The organism is Legionella moravica DSM 19234 (assembly GCF_000423305.1).
Taxonomy (GTDB): domain Bacteria; phylum Pseudomonadota; class Gammaproteobacteria; order Legionellales; family Legionellaceae; genus Legionella; species Legionella moravica.
Window position 1 is genome coordinate 57669 of record NZ_KE384004.1, and the last position, 18586, is coordinate 76254.

The window sequence follows — 18586 nt, forward strand, 5'->3', positions numbered from 1 at the left end:
TTGCCCCGAAAGTTGCCCCTATTCATGAACTTAAAGTTATTTAATTGAATTATGCTCCCTAAAATTAGGGAGCCCTTATGCATCAATTAGATGGTTGGGACAACGTGTTCTGTATTAGCAGCTTCTTCTCTTTCAGCTGCATTCCCGCTAAAGTAATTTACAATTGAATGATATCCATAGATGGGTAATGCAAGCGCTAACATTACTGCTAACCCAACAACCAATTTACTTAACAAAATAGGAGCTGCAATAATACCGGTTGTTACTCTCAGAGAAATATGCATGGTGTCATTTACAGCCACTCGCCATAAATAAGATGCCATAACCGTAACTAAGCTGAGGTCGAGTAATCCAAATGCAAATAAACCTGTAAATTCTGTATCAAATTGTTTCCCCATAACCAGTTCATAACCGTGGACATAACGCGCCCCCAAACTAGATGAGGGAGAAAAAAATAATCCTACATGTCGATATCGATTCTCGCTAATAAAGCTGCCTATCTTTTTTACTTCAAAATTTTGAATGTTCTCATCGTCCAAAACCTCAGCCTGTATTACTTCATCTCGATTCATACGAAGCATCGAAATCGGTTTCTTATCGACAGCAGCTCCATTAATAGGAAAATTATATTCAACTGCTTCAGCGATAAGTTTCCCCATGATTATAGAACCTTGTTCATTAGGTTCTATTTGAGAGGTGTGATTTCCCCCCAAAGGATTCAATGAGGAGGTAACATCAACAAAAACCACTTCTTTATTCTGATTAACCGCGTATTGTAAAACGCTTCGATAAAGCTCATTCATAGTTTCTTCAACTACAGCAAATGGAGCTTGACCTTCTCCTTTTGAGCGTGCCAAATGAGAAAATCCTGTGTAAATAAAATAAGGGGTAAAGTCAGTAATAGAAGGATAATATTGTGATAATAATACAATTCGATTAAGCCCAGGATTATCATTAACCAAATCATCAATAATAGCTTTATATTCTTTTAACAATGTCAGTTTAACTTGGCTGAAGGCTTCCTTAATCCTAGGTCTGGCCTGTTCTGGTGTGATTCTAAAAAGCAATTGAAAATACGTTAGGTTTCTTTGCAATACGCCCATTAATGCTTCACGGTAATTATTCCCTCCTACACTTAATACAGCAATATCAGGTTGCCAATCTTTTACTGCATTGAGCTGATGCACTGTTTCATAAGGGTGGTCTTGATCTGAGGGAAGAACTTTATCTAAACGGCACTGGCGTCTTAAATCAGCTGTTGTAGCACCATCAACCGCAAAATTACCAATATCATATGAGTGAGTATTCTCTGTATTGTTAGCCAGAGCAACCGCTGTTTGATGTGTTACCGTATGCGTTTTATCAGCATATTGGCTCTTACTTTGGACCCAATAGCCATTATCTAAAGTAGAGTCGCCAAGTAAAGCAACTTTTTTTGGTCTTGCTTGCTCACCCCCAATAACACGCTTTAATCTTCCTGTTGTTGTAGGATATCTGCCCCCTATGGATTGTGAATAATTTTGAATGCGTTTCATGATAATCCTGATGTAATTAATAGATATGAAGTTAAGCAATAAAAATTTGATGAAAATTTTAACACATGGCCTATTTAGATCAAATTTGCCGGAGTAATTTAAATCATCCAACATTTCTTGGGAGAAAGGATCATACAGGGTAGAAGGTCAGATCTTGCTACTGTCGCCCCCCATATTTAGTGGTATCCGAAATTAGAGCTCAGGGTGCTTAAAGGTCATTTTTATGAAAACCGATGGCTAACGAGTGCCAAGTGTTTTAAGAATCCGGAGATATGGCTTGCCCGCCTTTCATGACAAATTTGATCCGTTGCAAGGTTGATATATCCATAAGCGGATCACCACTGACTGCTATTAAATCAGCAAACTTACCAACCTCAATACTCCCTACATCATCAGACCAACCCAACAAAGCTGCTGCAGAAACTGTAGCTGCCTGAATGGCTTCCAGTGGGCTTAAGCCCCTGCGTGTCATGGAGAGAAGCTCTTCGGCATTTTTTCCATGGCGATCCAGAGAAGTAGGATCGGAGCCACTGGCTATTTTAACTCCAATCTGTCTTGCAAGAGTCATCATCTGATTTTTTGTTTTGAGTAACATCTGCATTTTATCAGAGGCAGGTGCCTTGGCTATCTTGGCATCCAGACCTGACAGGGTAGGAACCAGGTAAACGTTTTTTTGTTTCATCATCTCCAGATTGTTATGGTCAGCCCGGTTGCCATGTTCTATGGAATCCACGCCGCTTATCAAGGCATTGCGTATTCCCTCAACTGTCGTTGCATGGGCTGCTACCTTGCGCCGGGCTTTATGGGCTTCCTCAACAATAACCTGCATTTCAACTATGGTAAGGGTTGGATAATCCCAGTCTGCAAATATTTTTATTATATCTGCACCATGGCCAATCTGTTCACGTACTGCACGTCTAGCTTCTTCGACACCGCTTATCATCTGGGCTCCCATAGGAAAACTGACAAAATCAGGAGAAATACCAAATGGATGATATTGGCCAACAGCAGCAATACCACGTGTTGCCACCTGGATACGAGGACCAGGAATGAGACCTTCGTTAATGGCATCGCGCAATGCAATATCAGCATATCCAGAACCTTCATTTTCAAGATCCCGCACGGTTGTAAATCCTGCTTCCAGTGTTGCCCGTGCATTGGCAGCACCTTCCAGAGCCCTATACGCCAGTGATTTGGTCGTAAGATTCTCTGCATACCCATCATTTCCATCAGGAATTCTTGCCAAAAGATGTGTATGACAATCAATAAGCCCTGGCAATACCGTCACATTACCCAAATCAAGGTGTCTCGCCGATGCTGGAGCCCATTTCAAAATATTGGCTGTCCTGCCCACAGCCTTTATACGCTCATTTTCAATCCAGATTGCAGCGCCCTTGAGATACACACCATTCCGAACATCCAGAATCCTCGCAGCCTGCAGTATCACAGGCGTATTCTGTTGGGGTTGCATGGCGTGTAAGGAATGCAACTGTACCATAAACAAAAGAATGAAAATAAAAAGTAAAAGCCATGGCTTATTGTAAAAGGAACAAAGTAGTGTTTTAGTCATATTGCTCCTGCACCTAGACGACTTATGATTCAAGCTAACATCCTTGTAGAGAAAAGGGTTTCAAGTTTTGTCGACTCATAGGAAAATGTCAATGAACTTGATTAGGTTTTAGGTCAGTACGTGCTGCAACATTAAAAGTAACTCGATAAAAATTTAAAATGGAATGAAGTAATAGTACATATATGGCATTTTAAAAAATCTAATCAGTTTGCTAAAGGGTTACATAGAAAGAGGAAATTGATTCCAAGAAGTGAGTGTTCAGCATTTGGGAAATATATTATAAATCAATGGGTTAATTGGGGGTGGCGGCTATTTAATTGGATAATCAATGGCTTGTATTTAAAGGGTTATTTTTATGATTGATAAAAATATACCCCCAAATGTACCCCCGTGAGCCATTGGTCTAAATAGGAAATCACTTTTTTGCTGAGATCCGCAATTACATAATCACGACTATATATTAGGCAAGTCAGTTAGCGGGGAGGTTTCTATAGATCAACTCTCCTATCTATTATTCACTTAGAAATTTGCATATTTTCGAAATAATGTACACCTAGAGAATAAGTCCCTACACTGCCTTCAAATACGTCATTATACCAGTATAATTTTATACCTTTTGCTGTTTCACTGCTCATGGGTAGAAATGCACCGTCAGGCTCAGAATGCATGAAAAAATCACCAAGTTTACTGTTACAATTTTTACAGTGATTCATGTAGTAACTTTCAGACGATTGCTTGCTAAAATCAAAATAGTAGCAAGAAGTAAATCTATGGATAATCTCTATACATTTTTCATTCATAAAGCTAGCGAAGCTTACGATTGATTTGTAATTTCTATCGATCCAAATCATATTATCATTTTCTTCATCGTCTTCATCCTCATATTCTTTTGTTTGATGGTTTTCAGGCAAAAGAAAAGCAAATACTGGTGTACCCTGTTTACATTTCCAACATGATTCTAAAGACTCAACTATAAAAAATCCTACTGAACGGATATTGGCATCAGCATTTTTAGCATTATTTTGAGGTGTCCATTTTTCAAAATTACTCTGATTGAGTCCATGGGGAACATACCATGATTTTTTTATTGGATCCCATTTTGCTCCTAGCTCTTTTGCTAAATCTTTTTCCGAATAAGGAACGTTTATATAAAATTTTTCCTCATTTCTAAAAACTGAGTTTTGTTGTAATGGCTCAGCCTCTTTTGCTATAGAGGGCGGGACTATTACATTTTGTTTTGAAAAAAATTTTTTGATTAATTCCAACATCTTAATTTCCCTAGAATATCCTTGTTTGAATTCGTAACCATCTTGTGCCTTTCGTTTCTTTTAAAAAACGCATCACAAACTTAAAGCCCATCTGGTTTTTTTAAAGACTTTTTATCTTCCGAGGCTAAACGAAGTTCGACTTTTTTAACATCCTCTGCAGGGGCAAGTGTTTCTGGACGGATACCCCGTTCTAGAAGTGTTTTACGAACTACTTCGTTATTGGTGATATGCTCACGAGAAATCTCGTTTCCTGTGTTCATCCCATGCTCCCTTGCATTAAAAATAGTAATTTCGGTGGCAAAGTCTTTTGCTTTTAAAATAATGGTAGGGGCAAAGTCAGCGAGAGGACGACTTTCAGGTACTTTCCAGTGAGCCTTCATAGCTTGTGTTGATTTATTAAACAGAGCCTGATCTCCTTTGCTACGAATGACAGCAAAGTTTTGGTTGCCTCCAGTTTGTTCATAGATAACTTGAGAAAGCTCTTTCTCTGTTTCCGATAATTTTTTGCGAGCTAAAACGCGCTCAGCTTCAAGGAGTCGTTGTTCAATTAGCTCCGCTCGCCGTGTTTGGATTGCAAAGTAAGTTTGAGCAAAAGCTATTTCTTGTTTTTTAGGGTCGCCATTTTGAGCAATAAGATAACACGCATAACGCGTTAACATGAGGTCATCAACTTCCCGCTGACTTCCTGAGCCAAGAGAAACCATTTTGTTGACGTTAACAAAATGGTCGGCAATCTTATGTCCCGATATTTCACAAGCCGTTTTAGCTTTTTCAAGAACCCTAGTAAAATTTCTCCACTCGTCATAACCAAGAAGCTGTTGTAAATCCCGTGCTAACCAAAACTCAACGCTTTCATCCGTTTGTTGGGCATGCATCTCAAAATTTTTTGTTAGGGTATTAATGACATCTATTTTCATAAAATTCTTTATTGAATTTGGCATGGTTATGATTTTCAACGATAAACCTCATTGAATCAATGGGTGTTTAATTAGTTTTGATTTTACTTGGTACACAAATTTATTTTCTTCAATTTAGGGGCAGAGAGAATTAAACCATTTTTTAATCAAATTACTCACTAAATATATTGCAGCATAGTTGAAATCTTTCGATTGAATCATAAGCCTCATTTATTCCATAATCTAGAATCTAGAATAACAACGCCAATTTGGGACATATAATCTCAATAATTCGCCTTTAATCAACATACAAAAGAGATTTATCATTGCCAACTTTTATATTGATAGTGAATCGGTACTTAATTAAATTTTTGAAGTGTTTTCAATTAAATTTATTTCCTCACCAGTAAGGCCATATAATTCATAAACAGCTTTATCAATTTTCTCATCAGTTTGGTCAATGAGCTTTTGAAGCTCTAGAATATTTGATTTTTTGCTTTCAAAATAATCTAGCTGTGTATTCCGTAGCGAAATGACCACCAATTCCGGTCGTATTTGCTCACCACCAACACTCACGATAAGACAATTTTTATACACTATTCGTCTTGTGATCCAAGGCGAGATTATCGTGAGACCATTAAGTATGCGAAAAATTCAAGAAGTATTTCGACAGCATGAACAAGGACACAGTAACCGTGACATTGGGCGAAGCCTCAATATCAGTTCAGGAACTGTATCCAACTACCTATATCGTGCACGTTTAGCTGGACTAACCTTAGCCGAGGCACTTTCTCTGGGTGAGCAGGAGCTGTATGAGCGCTTGTTTTTACCTTCAAAAGCCAGTTCAACCCGGCGTGTTCTGCCGGACTGGGAGTGCATCCATGCGGAGCTGCGCAAAAAAGGGATGACGTTAATGGTACTGTGGCGAGAATACCGGGAATGTCATCCAGATGGTGTGGGTTATAGCCAGTTTTGTGACCGTTATAAGCGTTATATCAAGCAAATCAGCCCCGTCATGCGACAGGTTCATAAAGCTGGAGAAAAGGTTTTTGTTGATTATGCGGGTATGACTGTTCCATGGATAGAGCCGTCTACGAAATAGAGAGTCATACGAAATAGAGGGTCAGATCTTGCCCTTTGCCTCTCGCATATAATGTTGTTTTATAATTCTACTAATTCTTGAATAATGAAGCCCAAAATATTTTCCAATTTCCTTCATAGAATACAATCCACTTTTATATAAACTATATATTGCCTCATCTCGATTGTCTGACATTCGTTCATATTCTTCAATTGCAATGCCTTCAATTAAATCAGGTAAATGAGTCCTGGATATATCTGTAAAATCAATTGTAGGCTTAACATAGCTCACTGCCCTGGAAATAAACTCATCCGAACCAAGATATATTTGATGCTTTAGATCAAGCAACGGACTTTTCTTACTTAAACCAGCATCAACGAATTGTTCATAGTTTATTAATGCCTCTGATTTAATAGAACCAAATGATGATAAAAGCCAATCAACAGTCAGCCATGATGGAACTAATGCTCTACCGCTTGTTGCTAAATAACTACTCCAATGCCACTCATCTGCCTTTTCAACCATCTTTGCTCTAACAGGATTTAATACTATGTAACGAGACAACTCCAATAGATAACTGTCTTTCTCAACCAGTATAGATTTATAGCGACCTTGCAGGACGTGCCCAATACGCTTGTGTGATGTATTAAATTTCTGAGTGTATACACCGTTTAGGTAACGCATTCCTTTTGAAAGATTACCGAGCGGAGTTTCAATCAGTAAATGGTAATGATTTGTCATTAGACAATACGAATGGCATAACCACTGGTATTTTAAACAAACATCACCCAAAATAGATAAAAAATTTTCTCTGTCTTCATCTGATAAATAGATAGCCTCTTTTCTATTACCTCGACTGGTGATGTGATAGAGCCCACCAGCAAACTCAATGCGCAAAGGTCTTGCCATCGCTAATCCAGGACTTGCTTGATTCCTTTTAAAAGAAAATTAATGCATTGGGAAATAATTATCAAGAGTTCATTCCAAGCTTGCTGACATTTATGGATTAAGGCAAAAAGCAAGATCTGACCCCTCGGTGCTCTGTGCTATTCGCGAATTACAAATAGTCCATTCTAAATTCTAGAATATGGAATAGTATAACTCACAATCACAGAAAATTTGTCTCTCTTAAAAATGGTGTTATAATATAGATAACACGGCCCGCTCCTCTTCATTGAAAAATGTACGAGTGGGTTTTCTTTTTTGTATAAGTTGCATGATGCCACGTTATAACAAACCGCACCTAACATTTGAAGATCAACTCGAACTATTGAAATCTCGTGGTCTAGAAGTAACCAATGACAGTGTAGCATTGGAATACCTTCGTCGTTTGGGCTACTACCGATTAAGTGGTTATTGGTATCCCCTCCGCAAACTAATTCCTTTAACTGATCAACAAACAAAATTGGTAAGGCCTCGGCGTTCTGATGAATTTGTACAGGGTGCGCGTTTTCAAGATGTTGTTGCCTTATATGTTTTCGACAAAAAATTACGTTTACTGATACTGGATGCTATTGAGCGAATAGAAGTAGCCTTCAGAGTAGACATAGCCTATCTTCTCGGGGAAAAGGATCCATTTGCTTATACTAACCCTGATTTATTACACGGGCATTTCACCAAAAAGATTGATCTCAAGACTGGTAAAACAAAATACGAAGAATGGCTTTCTAAGCACGAACAACTGATAAAACGCTCTAAAGAAGATTTTGTAGAGCATTATAAAGAAAAATACGGCTTGCCATTACCTATATGGGTTGCCATCGAGTTGTGGGACTTCGGCCTTTTGTCAGTATTTTATAAAGGCATGGCTGTAAAAGATAAAGCTATCATTGCGCAAAAATACAACATTCATGATTGGCAGGTCATGGAAAGCTGGTTACGCACATTAAACTACGTCCGGAATGTAGTTGCACATCATAGTCGTTTATGGAATAGAAACTTAATTGACCAACCTAAACTTACTAAAGCAGGGACAATGCCTGCTTTCGATCCATTTATTGGCAATACAAATACGACATCCAGGGTATATATCGTGCTAGGTATTTTGGCACATTACATGAAAATAATTTGTCCTCGATCGACCTGGTCAAAGCGTGTCGTGGAATTGATGAACTCTTTTCCAAGCTCTAATTATATAACCATTCAAGATATGGGGTTTCCCAATGAATGGGCACAGCAAGAATTCTGGCAATAAGCTGTAATTTTATAGCTGAGCCATTTTGCCAATCTTAGCAATGCATCCTATTGATCCCCGTTGAAAGAACATGATCTCAGGATACTTTTGCTTTCAAGGCTATTCCCTCCCTATTAGCTATATTTTTCTTTATGAAGGCTTAGATGTTATTTGAAAGGGAAACAATGATGGCATCGAAGTTCATTAAATCAAAATTCAAGCTGGCATGTGAATGCCCAACAAAACTCTATTACGTTGATAAACCATAAGATGCCAATCAATTGATGGAGGACTCCTTTTTAAAAGCATTAGCTGAAGGTGGTTATCAAGTAGAAGCTTTAGCAGGATGCTATTTTTCAGAAGGCATATTCGAAACTACAGAAAAAAACCAATCCAACCATAAGGCAATAAAATGTTTACTAGGAAATGAGGCTATTACGCTTTTTGAACAAGTACCAGAGTCATTGTTGACGTGCTTCATCTCTGGCAGCAGATAAGCTCACATCAGAAAAGCACCAAAAGAAAGTTTTTTCTCAACACCCGGAAAGCGATACTTAAATTTCCAAAGCTTCGAGCCATTAGGATTGATTAATAAATATAAACCCTTCTCATCTGCCATCTCATAAGGCTTCTCTTTAGGTTTAGCGCTCTTTATTTCAACAACAGTTAGGGTCATGGGGACCTCGTCTTTTTACAATCACATAAAGCCCCTAAATAAGCCCCACTTTTCGGTAGGCTCTTGGGGCTTTTATGGATTTTATAAGACGAAAATTATATAAAAAGCCTTTATTTCAAGGCTTATAAGATGTTTTTGGATGTCTTAGGTATTCAATATGGTGGAGGCGGCGGGAATCGAACCCGCTACCATGCATTTAGCTCTTTTCATGAAATACTATCAAAGACCATGAAAAACTACGCTAATTATGAGTTATCGCACTTTCTCAAAAATGCACCATGTTGTCTTTCATAGTCTGAAATTGTCTTCAGATGGTGCCGTTTTGGTGCCTTTTTAATTTGGCTCACAATTTCATAGCAATCAAACAACAGTCAAACAAATTATATCTACTAACATCTTGTAAAACCTAGCTTTTCACAAAAAATTTAATAAAAATGTTGTCAACCAATCAAACAACAGTCAAACAAATTAATCTATCTATACAACCCACCATGGCAAATATTTTTTTGCTTTGCTGCCTACCGAATCATCATAACATCGGATCTTTCCTGCATCTAAGGCGTCTCGGATAATTCGAGATACCATGGCACTATTTTTCGGATCAATGCCGAAGCGATACCTCAAGGTAGAGTTAGTCATATAGTCGCGCTCTACGTATCGAAGGCAGGCATGTAAATAACAGGCCCATATTCTGTCTTGCTTATCCATATCTTTTAGATCTCGATGGGCAAACAAAACCACGCGGGTATGCTCCTCAACAGCCTCAAAAATAGGTGCGGGTAATTGGTAGTACTCAATTTGAGATACCACCTTATCAATTCCGCTTCCACGTTCCTCGCAAATACCGAAACGGCGCATTAAGGATGCTAGTGCTTCATTGCGTGATTTAGGTGGGGTATCCAAAAAACGTTCTGTTAAAACAAGAGGTAGGCCAGGATTCGTTATTTCAATTCTATTATCAAAAATTTCAATCATTGGTCCTGCACCTGTCACTTTGAAATCTTGATGAGTTAAAGCATTAGCAACCAGCTCACGTATCGCCAGTTCCGGATACATAGGTACGGTCTTTCTAAGCGCAGTTCCAATAACTTCATTAGTCGGTATTAAAGCCATAATGTATTCAATAAGTCCTTCAAACCCAACAGCATATCCTTTGTGTTCAATATGTTCTCTCTGGGTTTCTATTCGGTTATTTCCTTTATAGTGAATAATACGTAAGGCTTTACGTTTAAGTTTAGGAAAATCCGAAAGATTTTTGGCAAATAATACTGCCCCAAGGGTTGTGATATTCCAACCACCAGCTTCGCAGGGATGGATCAACTTCTCTGTTTTCAGCGCATCTAATATAGCAGTACGCCCATCAGGTAAAGGTAATCCTAGCAAATTAAAATATGCCGGATAATCCATCAGCATTAAAACAGTTTCATCAGATATTTTTTCTTCTACTATCCCATCTTCAAAAGGCTTGCGATCAAGTACTCGCCATAAAGCTTTTTCTTTTTCCGGATGATCACTGAGTTTCTTTTTATATGAACCAAGACGGATGAATTTTTGATTTTTAAATTGAACAGGATGACTGGCTTCTGCTTCTATTTCAAGAATAATAATCGCTTTGTTATCTATTCGGATGGTGACAAAATGAAAATTTATCTTGGGTGACAGAAGCCTTGCAAGCCAGCTTAGCAACACTTCATTGCCAACTTTTGATTCATGAGGTTTAAAAGTAGTACCAACAATTTCGTGCGTGTTATTATCAATACCCCAAACCAGATATGCATATGGTTTCTCTAAAAGCAAAGCGGAATTAATCAACGCAGAGCAGTATTCACCAATTTCTTCTGGATCGGCTTTATTATGCTTAAATTCGAGCCACTCAGTTTCCGATGGCAGTTTACGAAGTTCGTTAATCAAATCGGTGTAGTAATTAGCAGGACGATTATTCACGTCTAAATTCATATTTATTCTACTCCTTCCTGATTGCGAACTCGATCATACACTGCTTTTACTAAATAGTTGGCGGCTACTTCATGGAACCTGGGATCATTCATGAGCTTCGAGAATATATCTTCATTCCCTTCCATGCGCTCAATAAAAAATCCCTCCAGCATTTTTTCAAAAACTAAAGAAAAATTCTCCAAATTGTTAGCCTTGGCAGCTTCTCTTATTTTTTCATTATTAGCTGCCGTCTCGGCTATTTGATCAAAAAACAACTCATCGGCTTTAGTGAAATCAGTTCCAAATCGTTGATTTAGGCGATCAACCAATAATGATAACTGCACCTTATCATCTCTGGCATTTCCAGTTCCTACTTCGGTTGGACCTCTTAAATCCTCAGCTTCGCCTTTAGACAGGTCAATTGAACCCTCACTTATTTTCTGTAGTCTGTAATATCGAAGCTCTATCTCATCACCGAGGTTAAAGTCTGGCTCATCATCACGACGTGGTAATTTATTATGTAGAAAGCGTAAAAAGGTATAGTTTTTCTCTAAATCAGAATCCTGAAAGGGAATAATTTGGGATAAAAACACATAAAGATTTTTAAAACTTTTCACTTGGCTTTTGAAAAGATCTTGCTCGTTAGCATCCAGTTCGTTGTACCGATCAACAGACAAATCTAGTAAAGCATTCATCTGGCGATGATCCGCAGGGGTTGGTTCTTTTCTATTTTTAAACCAAATTTCGCATAGGGCATTAACGTCATCAACAGAATATACCTGCCAATCAGCCAAACGATGTTGTAAATCATATAACTGATGAGGATCAGGCATGACACCCAAATGAGATACTTCATAATAGTCCTTAAATGCCCTAAAGATATCATCCATTTCATTAGCAAAATCAAGAACAAAAGTATCTTCCTTTCCAGTAGCGGTCCGGTTCAAACGCGATAAAGTTTGAACCGCCTGAATACCGGAAAGTCGTTTATCAACATACATAGTATGTAATAGAGGCTGATCAAAACCTGTTTGATATTTATCAGCTACCAACAAAACCTGATATTCCTCAGTAGCAAACCGTTCAGGTAATTCAGATTCTTTGATGCCCTGATTCATTCCAACCTCGGTAAACTCTTTCTCAGGGGCATCCGGATCGATTACTTTACCTGAAAAGGCTACCAATGATTTGATGTCATCATACTTATTACGCTTAAGGTAATTATCAAATTCTAATTTATAACGCACAGCATGCAAGCGTGATTCAGTGACAACCATTGCTTTAGCTCGCCCACCAATTTTATGTTTGGTAAATTGACGAAAATGCTCAATAATTATTTCAACTTTTTGAGCGATGTTATGCGGGTGCAAACTCATAAATCGAGCTAATTGCCGTGCCGCTTTCTTTCTGGGTACTTCGGGATCATCTTCAATTGATTTAATTAAGCCATAATAGGTTTTATAGGTGGTATAGTTGGCCAGCACATCAAGAATAAATCCTTCTTCTATTGCTTGACGCATACTGTATAAATGGAAAGGTAGCCTCCCATTTTGGCCTGGTTCGTTAAATACGGCCATGGTTTTAAACTTTGGTGTCGCCGTAAATGCAAAAAAACTAATATTGGGCTGACGAGGTCTTTTTAACATTTCTTGGAATAGTGCCTGCTTCGCTTCCTCTGATAAAGCATCTTCATCAATATCCAAAATCTGTTCAGCGACAGTTGCAGCAATTCCTTCTTTATTTAGAATCTTGCGCAACTCCATGGCTGACTCTCCACTTTGCGAACTATGAGCCTCATCAACAATCACCGCAAAACGTCGGTTAGCAGTATCAATTTTTATACCATCTCCTTTTTTCTCAAGCGTTTCTAACGCTTGGGAGATAAAAGGAAATTTTTGAATGGTTGAAATAATAATGGGCACACCACTTGATAAAGCTTTAGCTAATTGCTGGGTATCTTCATCAATTTTCTGAACCACGCCCTGCTTATGTTCAAACTGATAAATAGTGTTTTGCAGCTGTTGATCTAAAACTCGTCTATCGGTAATTACTACCACAGTATCAAATATTTTTTTATCTTGATCATCATGAAGACTTGCAAGACGATGTGCTAACCATGCAATAGAATTAGATTTTCCTGAACCAGCAGAGTGCTGAATCAGATAATTATGACCACTTCCTTTTGTTTTTGCATCCAGAATTAAGCTACGAACAACATCCAATTGATGATAGCGTGGAAAAATCATTGTTTCTTTACGATACTTCTTGATACCACTCAGGGTGGCTATTTGCTTTTCCTCAACCTGTAAGTGCATGAAGCGCGCAAGAATATCCATCAGGCTATCTTTAGTTAGAACATCTTCCCAAAGATACCCAGTTCGATAATTACCGTGCATAGCTGGGTTACCAGCCCCAAAGCCATTGCCACGGTTAAATGGAAGGAAAAATGTTTTCTTGCCATCCAGTTTAGTTGTCATGAAAACCAATTCAGTATCCACAACAAAATGAACCAATGCTCTTTCCTTGAATCGAAACAATGGTAATGTTGGCTCGCGATCTTCTCTATATTGTCGCTTACCATGAGCAACGGTCTGTTTGGTCAATGGATTTTTGAGCTCCATGGTTAATACCGGTAAGCCATTAACAGCGAGAAGAACATCAATCGATTGGGTTTGGTCTTTAGGATCAAAACGTACTTGCCGAATGATGGTTAATTGATTCAAAAAATAATCCGCCCAAGCATCCGGATTCATTTTGCTGTTGGGTGTGAAATAGGCCATGCGGAAGTTTTTTCCGAAGCATTTAAATCCATGGCGCAATACATTAAGCATTCCTTTTGAGGAAAGTTCTTTGCACAATGAGTCAATTAATACCGCATCAGCTTTGATGCCATGAAAGCTTTGTATCGCTTGCCATTTTGTAGGCTGAGATTTTTCTATGAAAGAAATAACGTCATTGGGGAACAATGCCTTTTGAGGATCAAACGCTTTAGCATCCCCTTGAACATAACCGCCATATTCAATCAGATATTGTTCAATAGCTTCTTCAAAACGGATTTCTTTGTGCTTGCTCATATTAACCTTAACCATGTATTAATTTGTATCTGGGGATTGAATCTCTGCCCCATTATGAAGATGCTCACTTTTCGGGTGAATATTTGATGCTTTAACTACCGACACAGGTAATGAAGCATCCCCTGAAAACAGTTCTACTAACTTTGTTCGCATGAAAAATTGATATTGTTCTTCAGTAACATGCCCCTTGGGCTTATATATACTTTGTTTCACATGTGATTCATCAAAATCATAGCCAAGTGATTCGCCCATCGTAACTAATAAATTTATCAAAGTTCTATTACATTCAACATCGAAGTGTAGCGTTTGAGCGTCTATGGGGTTTTGTATTTGCGCATAATCCACTCTAACATCGAGATAACTCCGCCAGGCACTTCTTACCTTCTTGAATTTCTTACGGCCGTAAAACTCAATATCAATCATATTTAATGCCCGAATATGTTCAAATGAGAGAGGTGATAACCTTGTAGCCATAAGTGTTTTGAATATTTCAATCCGTCTTTCTCTATCTTCCTTCCATTTACTCAATTTATCTTGGATAAACAAAGCTGCCCAAGGGGCAATTAAAATTGCTGCAATGGTAAGTATGTCATTAAGCTTCATACTGGAATCAATCATAAATAACCTCCCGAACTACATTTAAATTTTTCAGGTTCAGGCAAATCAACATTGATATTACTTACTTTTATTTTTCCTGTTACGACGTTGGTGATTAAAGCTGAGCGATATTCTTTTAGGCGTCCAATAGCCTCTAATATTTTTGATTTTATTTCGTCAATTTTTTCTGTTTGTGAATTTAAAAATATAACAATTTCACCCTGTTCATCTGATGGTGGAAGACAAATAAACATTTGATTCAAATGCAAAGGCCCAAAGTGCTGAATTGTTGAACCAGTTTTTAGTAAATCTATTTGAGTAAAGAAAAGCGATGATGATACTATTAATTTTATATACTCATTACTGATACTTTTGTTCTTAGGTTTTAGTCGTATAATGCCAGTATATGGAATTGATCCTACTGCTTCATACCCAACAGAAGAAACCAATCCCGTAGTAGCACTGGTACTGATAAGAAGATCTCCAATATCTAGTTTAAATTGTTTCCAAACTTGCTCGACTTTTTCCGGATGAAGATAATTACATCCTTCCAGCTGAACTTTGTTTGAAGTGAGGTTTCTTATACGTAATAGTGGTACACCTTGATCAACAAAATCAACAGCCATGATCCCCGGGCCTTCTTGAAAATATATGACATGCTTAAACGGGATTATTTGCCAATGCTTAGGTATATCACCCATCCACTCAACCCCAGAATCTTTCATCGGCACATTATGTTCCAGTCCTTTGGTAACAACTTGAGAAATCAAGGCTGAACGTTTTTCTTCCAATAATTGGATGAGTTTTATTTTTTTTTCAATTAGGGCATCAATCTCCGATGTTTTTTTGTCCAAAAACGTTACTATTGCATTTTGTTCTTTTAACGGGGGTATGCTCAATAGGAGTGATTTGAAAAATTCATTATTAAGAATTGGCAAAGTCGTATAATTAGCAATTTTTAAAAATACATTGGACATACTTTTTAGTAAGTAAAAAAGAAATTTATTGCTGTGATTTTTAGACTTAAAGCCAGTAATCTGTTGATTAAATGTCCCTGCGTGTTTTAAAAAAGCTGTTTTACCAGTTGTTGCACCTATTCCAACAATCAGTGTAGAGTTTCCGGGAAATAACTTCATAATCCCTTTTTCAATAGCTTTTTGTGTAATTCTTTTTTCAGAATTTATTAACACTTCATGGTTCAAATCTTTGGGATTAAACCAATCAATGTTACCATCAAAAAATGACTGATCATTTGTTGATGGAGTAGTTCCTGTTTGTATAATTTCAATAATATATTTGAGTTTTTTTAATTCCCAAGTGTTTGGCACTTCACCCAACCAGTCTACTCCACTGTTATTATATTTCTCGTATTCTAAATAACTCATGCTACCACTCCCTTCAGCATCTCCAAAATTTCCTGCTCCAACTGTTTAATATCGGATTCAATTTCCTTTAATGCACGAGGAGGCTGATAAACATAAAAATGCCGATTTAACGGAATTTCATAACCAACTTTTGTTTTGCTGTGATCGATCCATGCATCAGAAACATATGGTAAAACCTCCAGTTTTAGATAATCTTCACAATGCTCACGAACCAACTTAACAAGTTCATTATTATCAGCTTTGGCATCATAACCAATAGGCAATGGTAAACTAATATTTTTAGGCAAAGGCACCAGCTCAGTATCCCGCAGCTCACCATCAGCTTCCGGATGTCCTTTGCCATCACGGCAAATCTCAGCTGTTTCATCTCGCTCACTCAAAGCGGTAAAAATTGCCTTTCTAATGGCTGCATCCAGTTTTAGCCCTAATGTTTTTGTTGCTGTAACCAGTGCGATAGAAAAATCATCCCGATTTTTATACACAATAGATGAGTCCATGCTTTCAAGAGCGGAAATAATCGCTTGCTGTAGTTGTTTGCCTTTGGCAATGTCTTCCTGAATCTCTTTGTTATCCTTGCGCGTTTTACTTTGGGCTAAGTTAATAAAGACCGCTTGTGACTTCAAAGATGCAATTCTGTCCGGACTAGCCTGAAAATTTAACCGCAAAGGACGCTCAACAGTGATTTTTAAGTACCCAAATTCTCGATTATCAAATAATTTTGAACAAATTCGTTCTTGGCTTTGGCCATCAAGCAATACCTTAGATGTGTCATCATGCTCGAAACGCGCGTAAAGGCGGGTGATTTCATTGATATGTTCATCAGATAATTCATTACGTTTATTACCAAGACTTTTCCGCATCTTCTGAAAGTGGCGGGTTGCGACAATTAGTTGAACACGGCCTTTTCTTTCTTGTCGTTTGCGATTGGATACCAGCCAAATATAGGTATAAATACCCGTGTTATAAAACATCTGATCAGGCAATGCGATTATGGCATCCAGATAATCATTCTCTATGATCCATCTACGAATATTGCTTTCGCCCGAGGCTGCGTCACCAGTAAATAAAGGGGAGCCGTTGAAGACAATGGCAATTTTAGAGCCTTCGCCACCTTCTTCGGGTGATGGATGCATTTTTGACATCATATGTAAAAGAAACAATAAAGCACCATCGTTTATACGGGGTGTTCCGGGCCCAAATCGACCTTTAAAGCCATACTGCGTATATTCCTTTTCAACTACGCTTTGCTGTGTTTTCCATTCCACTCCAAACGGTGGATTTGCCAACATGTAATGGAAATGTTTATCAGGATGACCATCAGATGTTTTACCATCACCAAGCGTGTCTCCAAAAATGATGTGATCAACAGGTTCATCTTTTATCAGCAGATCTGAGCAGCAAATAGCATAAGATTCTGGATTGTATTCCTGTCCAAACAAGAGCAAGTTTGCCTGTGGATTTTGCTCACGGATGTATTCTTCTGATACGGATAACATCCCACCAGTACCGCAAGTTGGATCGTAAATGGTTCGAGCTATTCCAGGGGTGTATACGTCTTCATCAGAGGTGTAAACCAAATGTGCCATCAGACGGATAACTTCTCTTGGTGTAAAGTGATCTCCTGCTTCTTCATTGGCTTGCTCATTGAACTTGCGTACCAATTCTTCGAAAACATAGCCCATTTGTAGATTATCAACATGATCTGGATGCAAATCTAAATCGGCGAATTCTTTCACAACAAGAAATAAGCGATTGGCTTTATCTAGTTTTTCAATTTGCTGTTCGAACTCAAATTTTTCAAAAATCTCTTTAGCTTTTGGAGAAAAACCATCAATGTAAGTCACAAGGTTTCGCGCAATATTATCAGGATCTCCCAATAATTTTTTAAAAGTGTATTTACTGATGTTATAAAAGGCTTGCTCGCGCCCTTGAGCGGCATATTTTCCCAGAATTTTATAAATTGCATCTTCAGAATGACCTTGAGTTTGAAGCTTTTCATACTGTTCCAAAACTTGATCTTTGGTAGGCTCCAAAACACAATCCATGCGCCTTAAGACCGTCATTGGTAACATAACCAATCGATATTGTGGGGGTTTATAGGGCCCTCGAAGTTTATTCGCGATGTTCCAGATAAACCCAACCAACTGATCAAAACCATTACTCATCGCTAACGTCTCCCTCGAGGGTAGGAACATATTGCCCCTTAGTAAATTTCTCAATCTCATCACGGCGAAAGCGCCATGCACCGCCAACTTTAAATGCGGGGATTTTTCCTTCAGCAGCATATTTATAAGCCGTCTTTTCATTGATTTTTAAATACTCAGCCAACTCCTTAATTAACATGATGTCGTCTTTCATGACCGATTCTTCTTATTATTGTGGAAAAATAGAGAAAA

The 18586-nt window shown here is 38.1% G+C and carries 15 protein-coding genes; 2 read left to right on the forward strand and 13 right to left on the reverse strand.

Annotated features, from left to right (window positions below):
• Positions 1-86: 86 nt before the first annotated feature.
• From G543_RS0115835 to G543_RS18160, 5 genes are all read right to left on the reverse strand, one after another.
• Positions 87-1649: an SGNH/GDSL hydrolase family protein gene (locus G543_RS0115835; protein ID WP_238584718.1), complete on the reverse strand. Its 1563-nt coding sequence runs from the start codon at positions 1647-1649 to the stop codon at positions 87-89.
• A 142-nt stretch (positions 1650-1791) separates the two neighbouring features.
• Positions 1792-3105, reverse strand: a complete 1314-nt coding sequence (locus G543_RS18155) for an amidohydrolase family protein (RefSeq protein WP_081675698.1) — start codon at positions 3103-3105, stop codon at positions 1792-1794.
• 515 nt (positions 3106-3620) lie between these two features.
• On the reverse strand, positions 3621-4373 hold the full coding sequence (locus tag G543_RS0115845; RefSeq protein WP_051190751.1) for a DUF5710 domain-containing protein: 753 nt from the start codon (positions 4371-4373) through the stop codon (positions 3621-3623).
• Between the two features lie 80 nt (positions 4374-4453).
• Positions 4454-5290: a DNA damage-inducible protein D gene (gene dinD / locus G543_RS0115850; RefSeq protein ID WP_028385397.1), complete on the reverse strand. Its 837-nt coding sequence runs from the start codon at positions 5288-5290 to the stop codon at positions 4454-4456.
• Between the two features lie 342 nt (positions 5291-5632).
• On the reverse strand, positions 5633-5866 hold the full coding sequence (locus tag G543_RS18160; RefSeq protein WP_133141326.1) for a hypothetical protein: 234 nt from the start codon (positions 5864-5866) through the stop codon (positions 5633-5635).
• A 46-nt stretch (positions 5867-5912) separates the two neighbouring features.
• Between G543_RS18160 and G543_RS0115860 the strand changes: the two genes are divergently transcribed.
• On the forward strand, positions 5913-6371 hold the full coding sequence (locus G543_RS0115860; protein WP_028385398.1) for a sigma factor-like helix-turn-helix DNA-binding protein: 459 nt from the start codon (positions 5913-5915) through the stop codon (positions 6369-6371).
• A 21-nt stretch (positions 6372-6392) separates the two neighbouring features.
• Here G543_RS0115860 and G543_RS0115865 read toward each other — a convergent pair whose 3' ends face one another.
• Positions 6393-7259, reverse strand: coding sequence for a transposase (locus tag G543_RS0115865; protein ID WP_028385399.1), 867 nt, complete (start codon positions 7257-7259; stop codon positions 6393-6395).
• A 307-nt stretch (positions 7260-7566) separates the two neighbouring features.
• Between G543_RS0115865 and G543_RS0115870 the strand changes: the two genes are divergently transcribed.
• The gene (locus G543_RS0115870; RefSeq protein WP_028385400.1) at positions 7567-8544 is read left to right on the forward strand and encodes an Abi family protein; all 978 of its coding nucleotides are present in this window, start codon (positions 7567-7569) and stop codon (positions 8542-8544) included.
• Positions 8545-9022: 478 nt separating this feature from the next.
• Here G543_RS0115870 and G543_RS19060 read toward each other — a convergent pair whose 3' ends face one another.
• From G543_RS19060 to G543_RS0115910, 7 genes are all read right to left on the reverse strand, one after another.
• The gene (locus G543_RS19060; protein WP_115343438.1) at positions 9023-9199 is read right to left on the reverse strand and encodes an Arm DNA-binding domain-containing protein; all 177 of its coding nucleotides are present in this window, start codon (positions 9197-9199) and stop codon (positions 9023-9025) included.
• Positions 9200-9676: 477 nt separating this feature from the next.
• Positions 9677-11155 (reverse strand): ATP-binding protein, encoded by a 1479-nt coding sequence (locus G543_RS0115885; RefSeq protein WP_028385402.1) that lies wholly within the window; start codon positions 11153-11155, stop codon positions 9677-9679.
• 2 nt (positions 11156-11157) lie between these two features.
• A complete protein-coding gene (locus tag G543_RS0115890) occupies positions 11158-14208 on the reverse strand; it encodes a type I restriction endonuclease subunit R (protein WP_035922611.1) in 3051 nt (1016 codons plus the stop codon).
• A gap of 18 nt (positions 14209-14226) precedes the next feature.
• Positions 14227-14826 (reverse strand): DUF6680 family protein, encoded by a 600-nt coding sequence (locus G543_RS18530; RefSeq protein ID WP_051190752.1) that lies wholly within the window; start codon positions 14824-14826, stop codon positions 14227-14229.
• Positions 14823-16190, reverse strand: a complete 1368-nt coding sequence (locus G543_RS18535) for a restriction endonuclease subunit S (protein ID WP_051190753.1) — start codon at positions 16188-16190, stop codon at positions 14823-14825. The genes G543_RS18530 and G543_RS18535 overlap by 4 nt, the downstream gene beginning before the upstream one ends.
• Complete coding sequence (locus tag G543_RS0115905; RefSeq protein ID WP_341273480.1) at positions 16187-18385, reverse strand: type I restriction-modification system subunit M; 2199 nt, start codon at positions 18383-18385, stop codon at positions 16187-16189. The genes G543_RS18535 and G543_RS0115905 overlap by 4 nt, the downstream gene beginning before the upstream one ends.
• Positions 18348-18548 (reverse strand): helix-turn-helix domain-containing protein, encoded by a 201-nt coding sequence (locus G543_RS0115910; RefSeq protein ID WP_035922584.1) that lies wholly within the window; start codon positions 18546-18548, stop codon positions 18348-18350. The genes G543_RS0115905 and G543_RS0115910 overlap by 38 nt, the downstream gene beginning before the upstream one ends.
• Between the last annotated feature and the right edge of the window lie 38 nt (positions 18549-18586).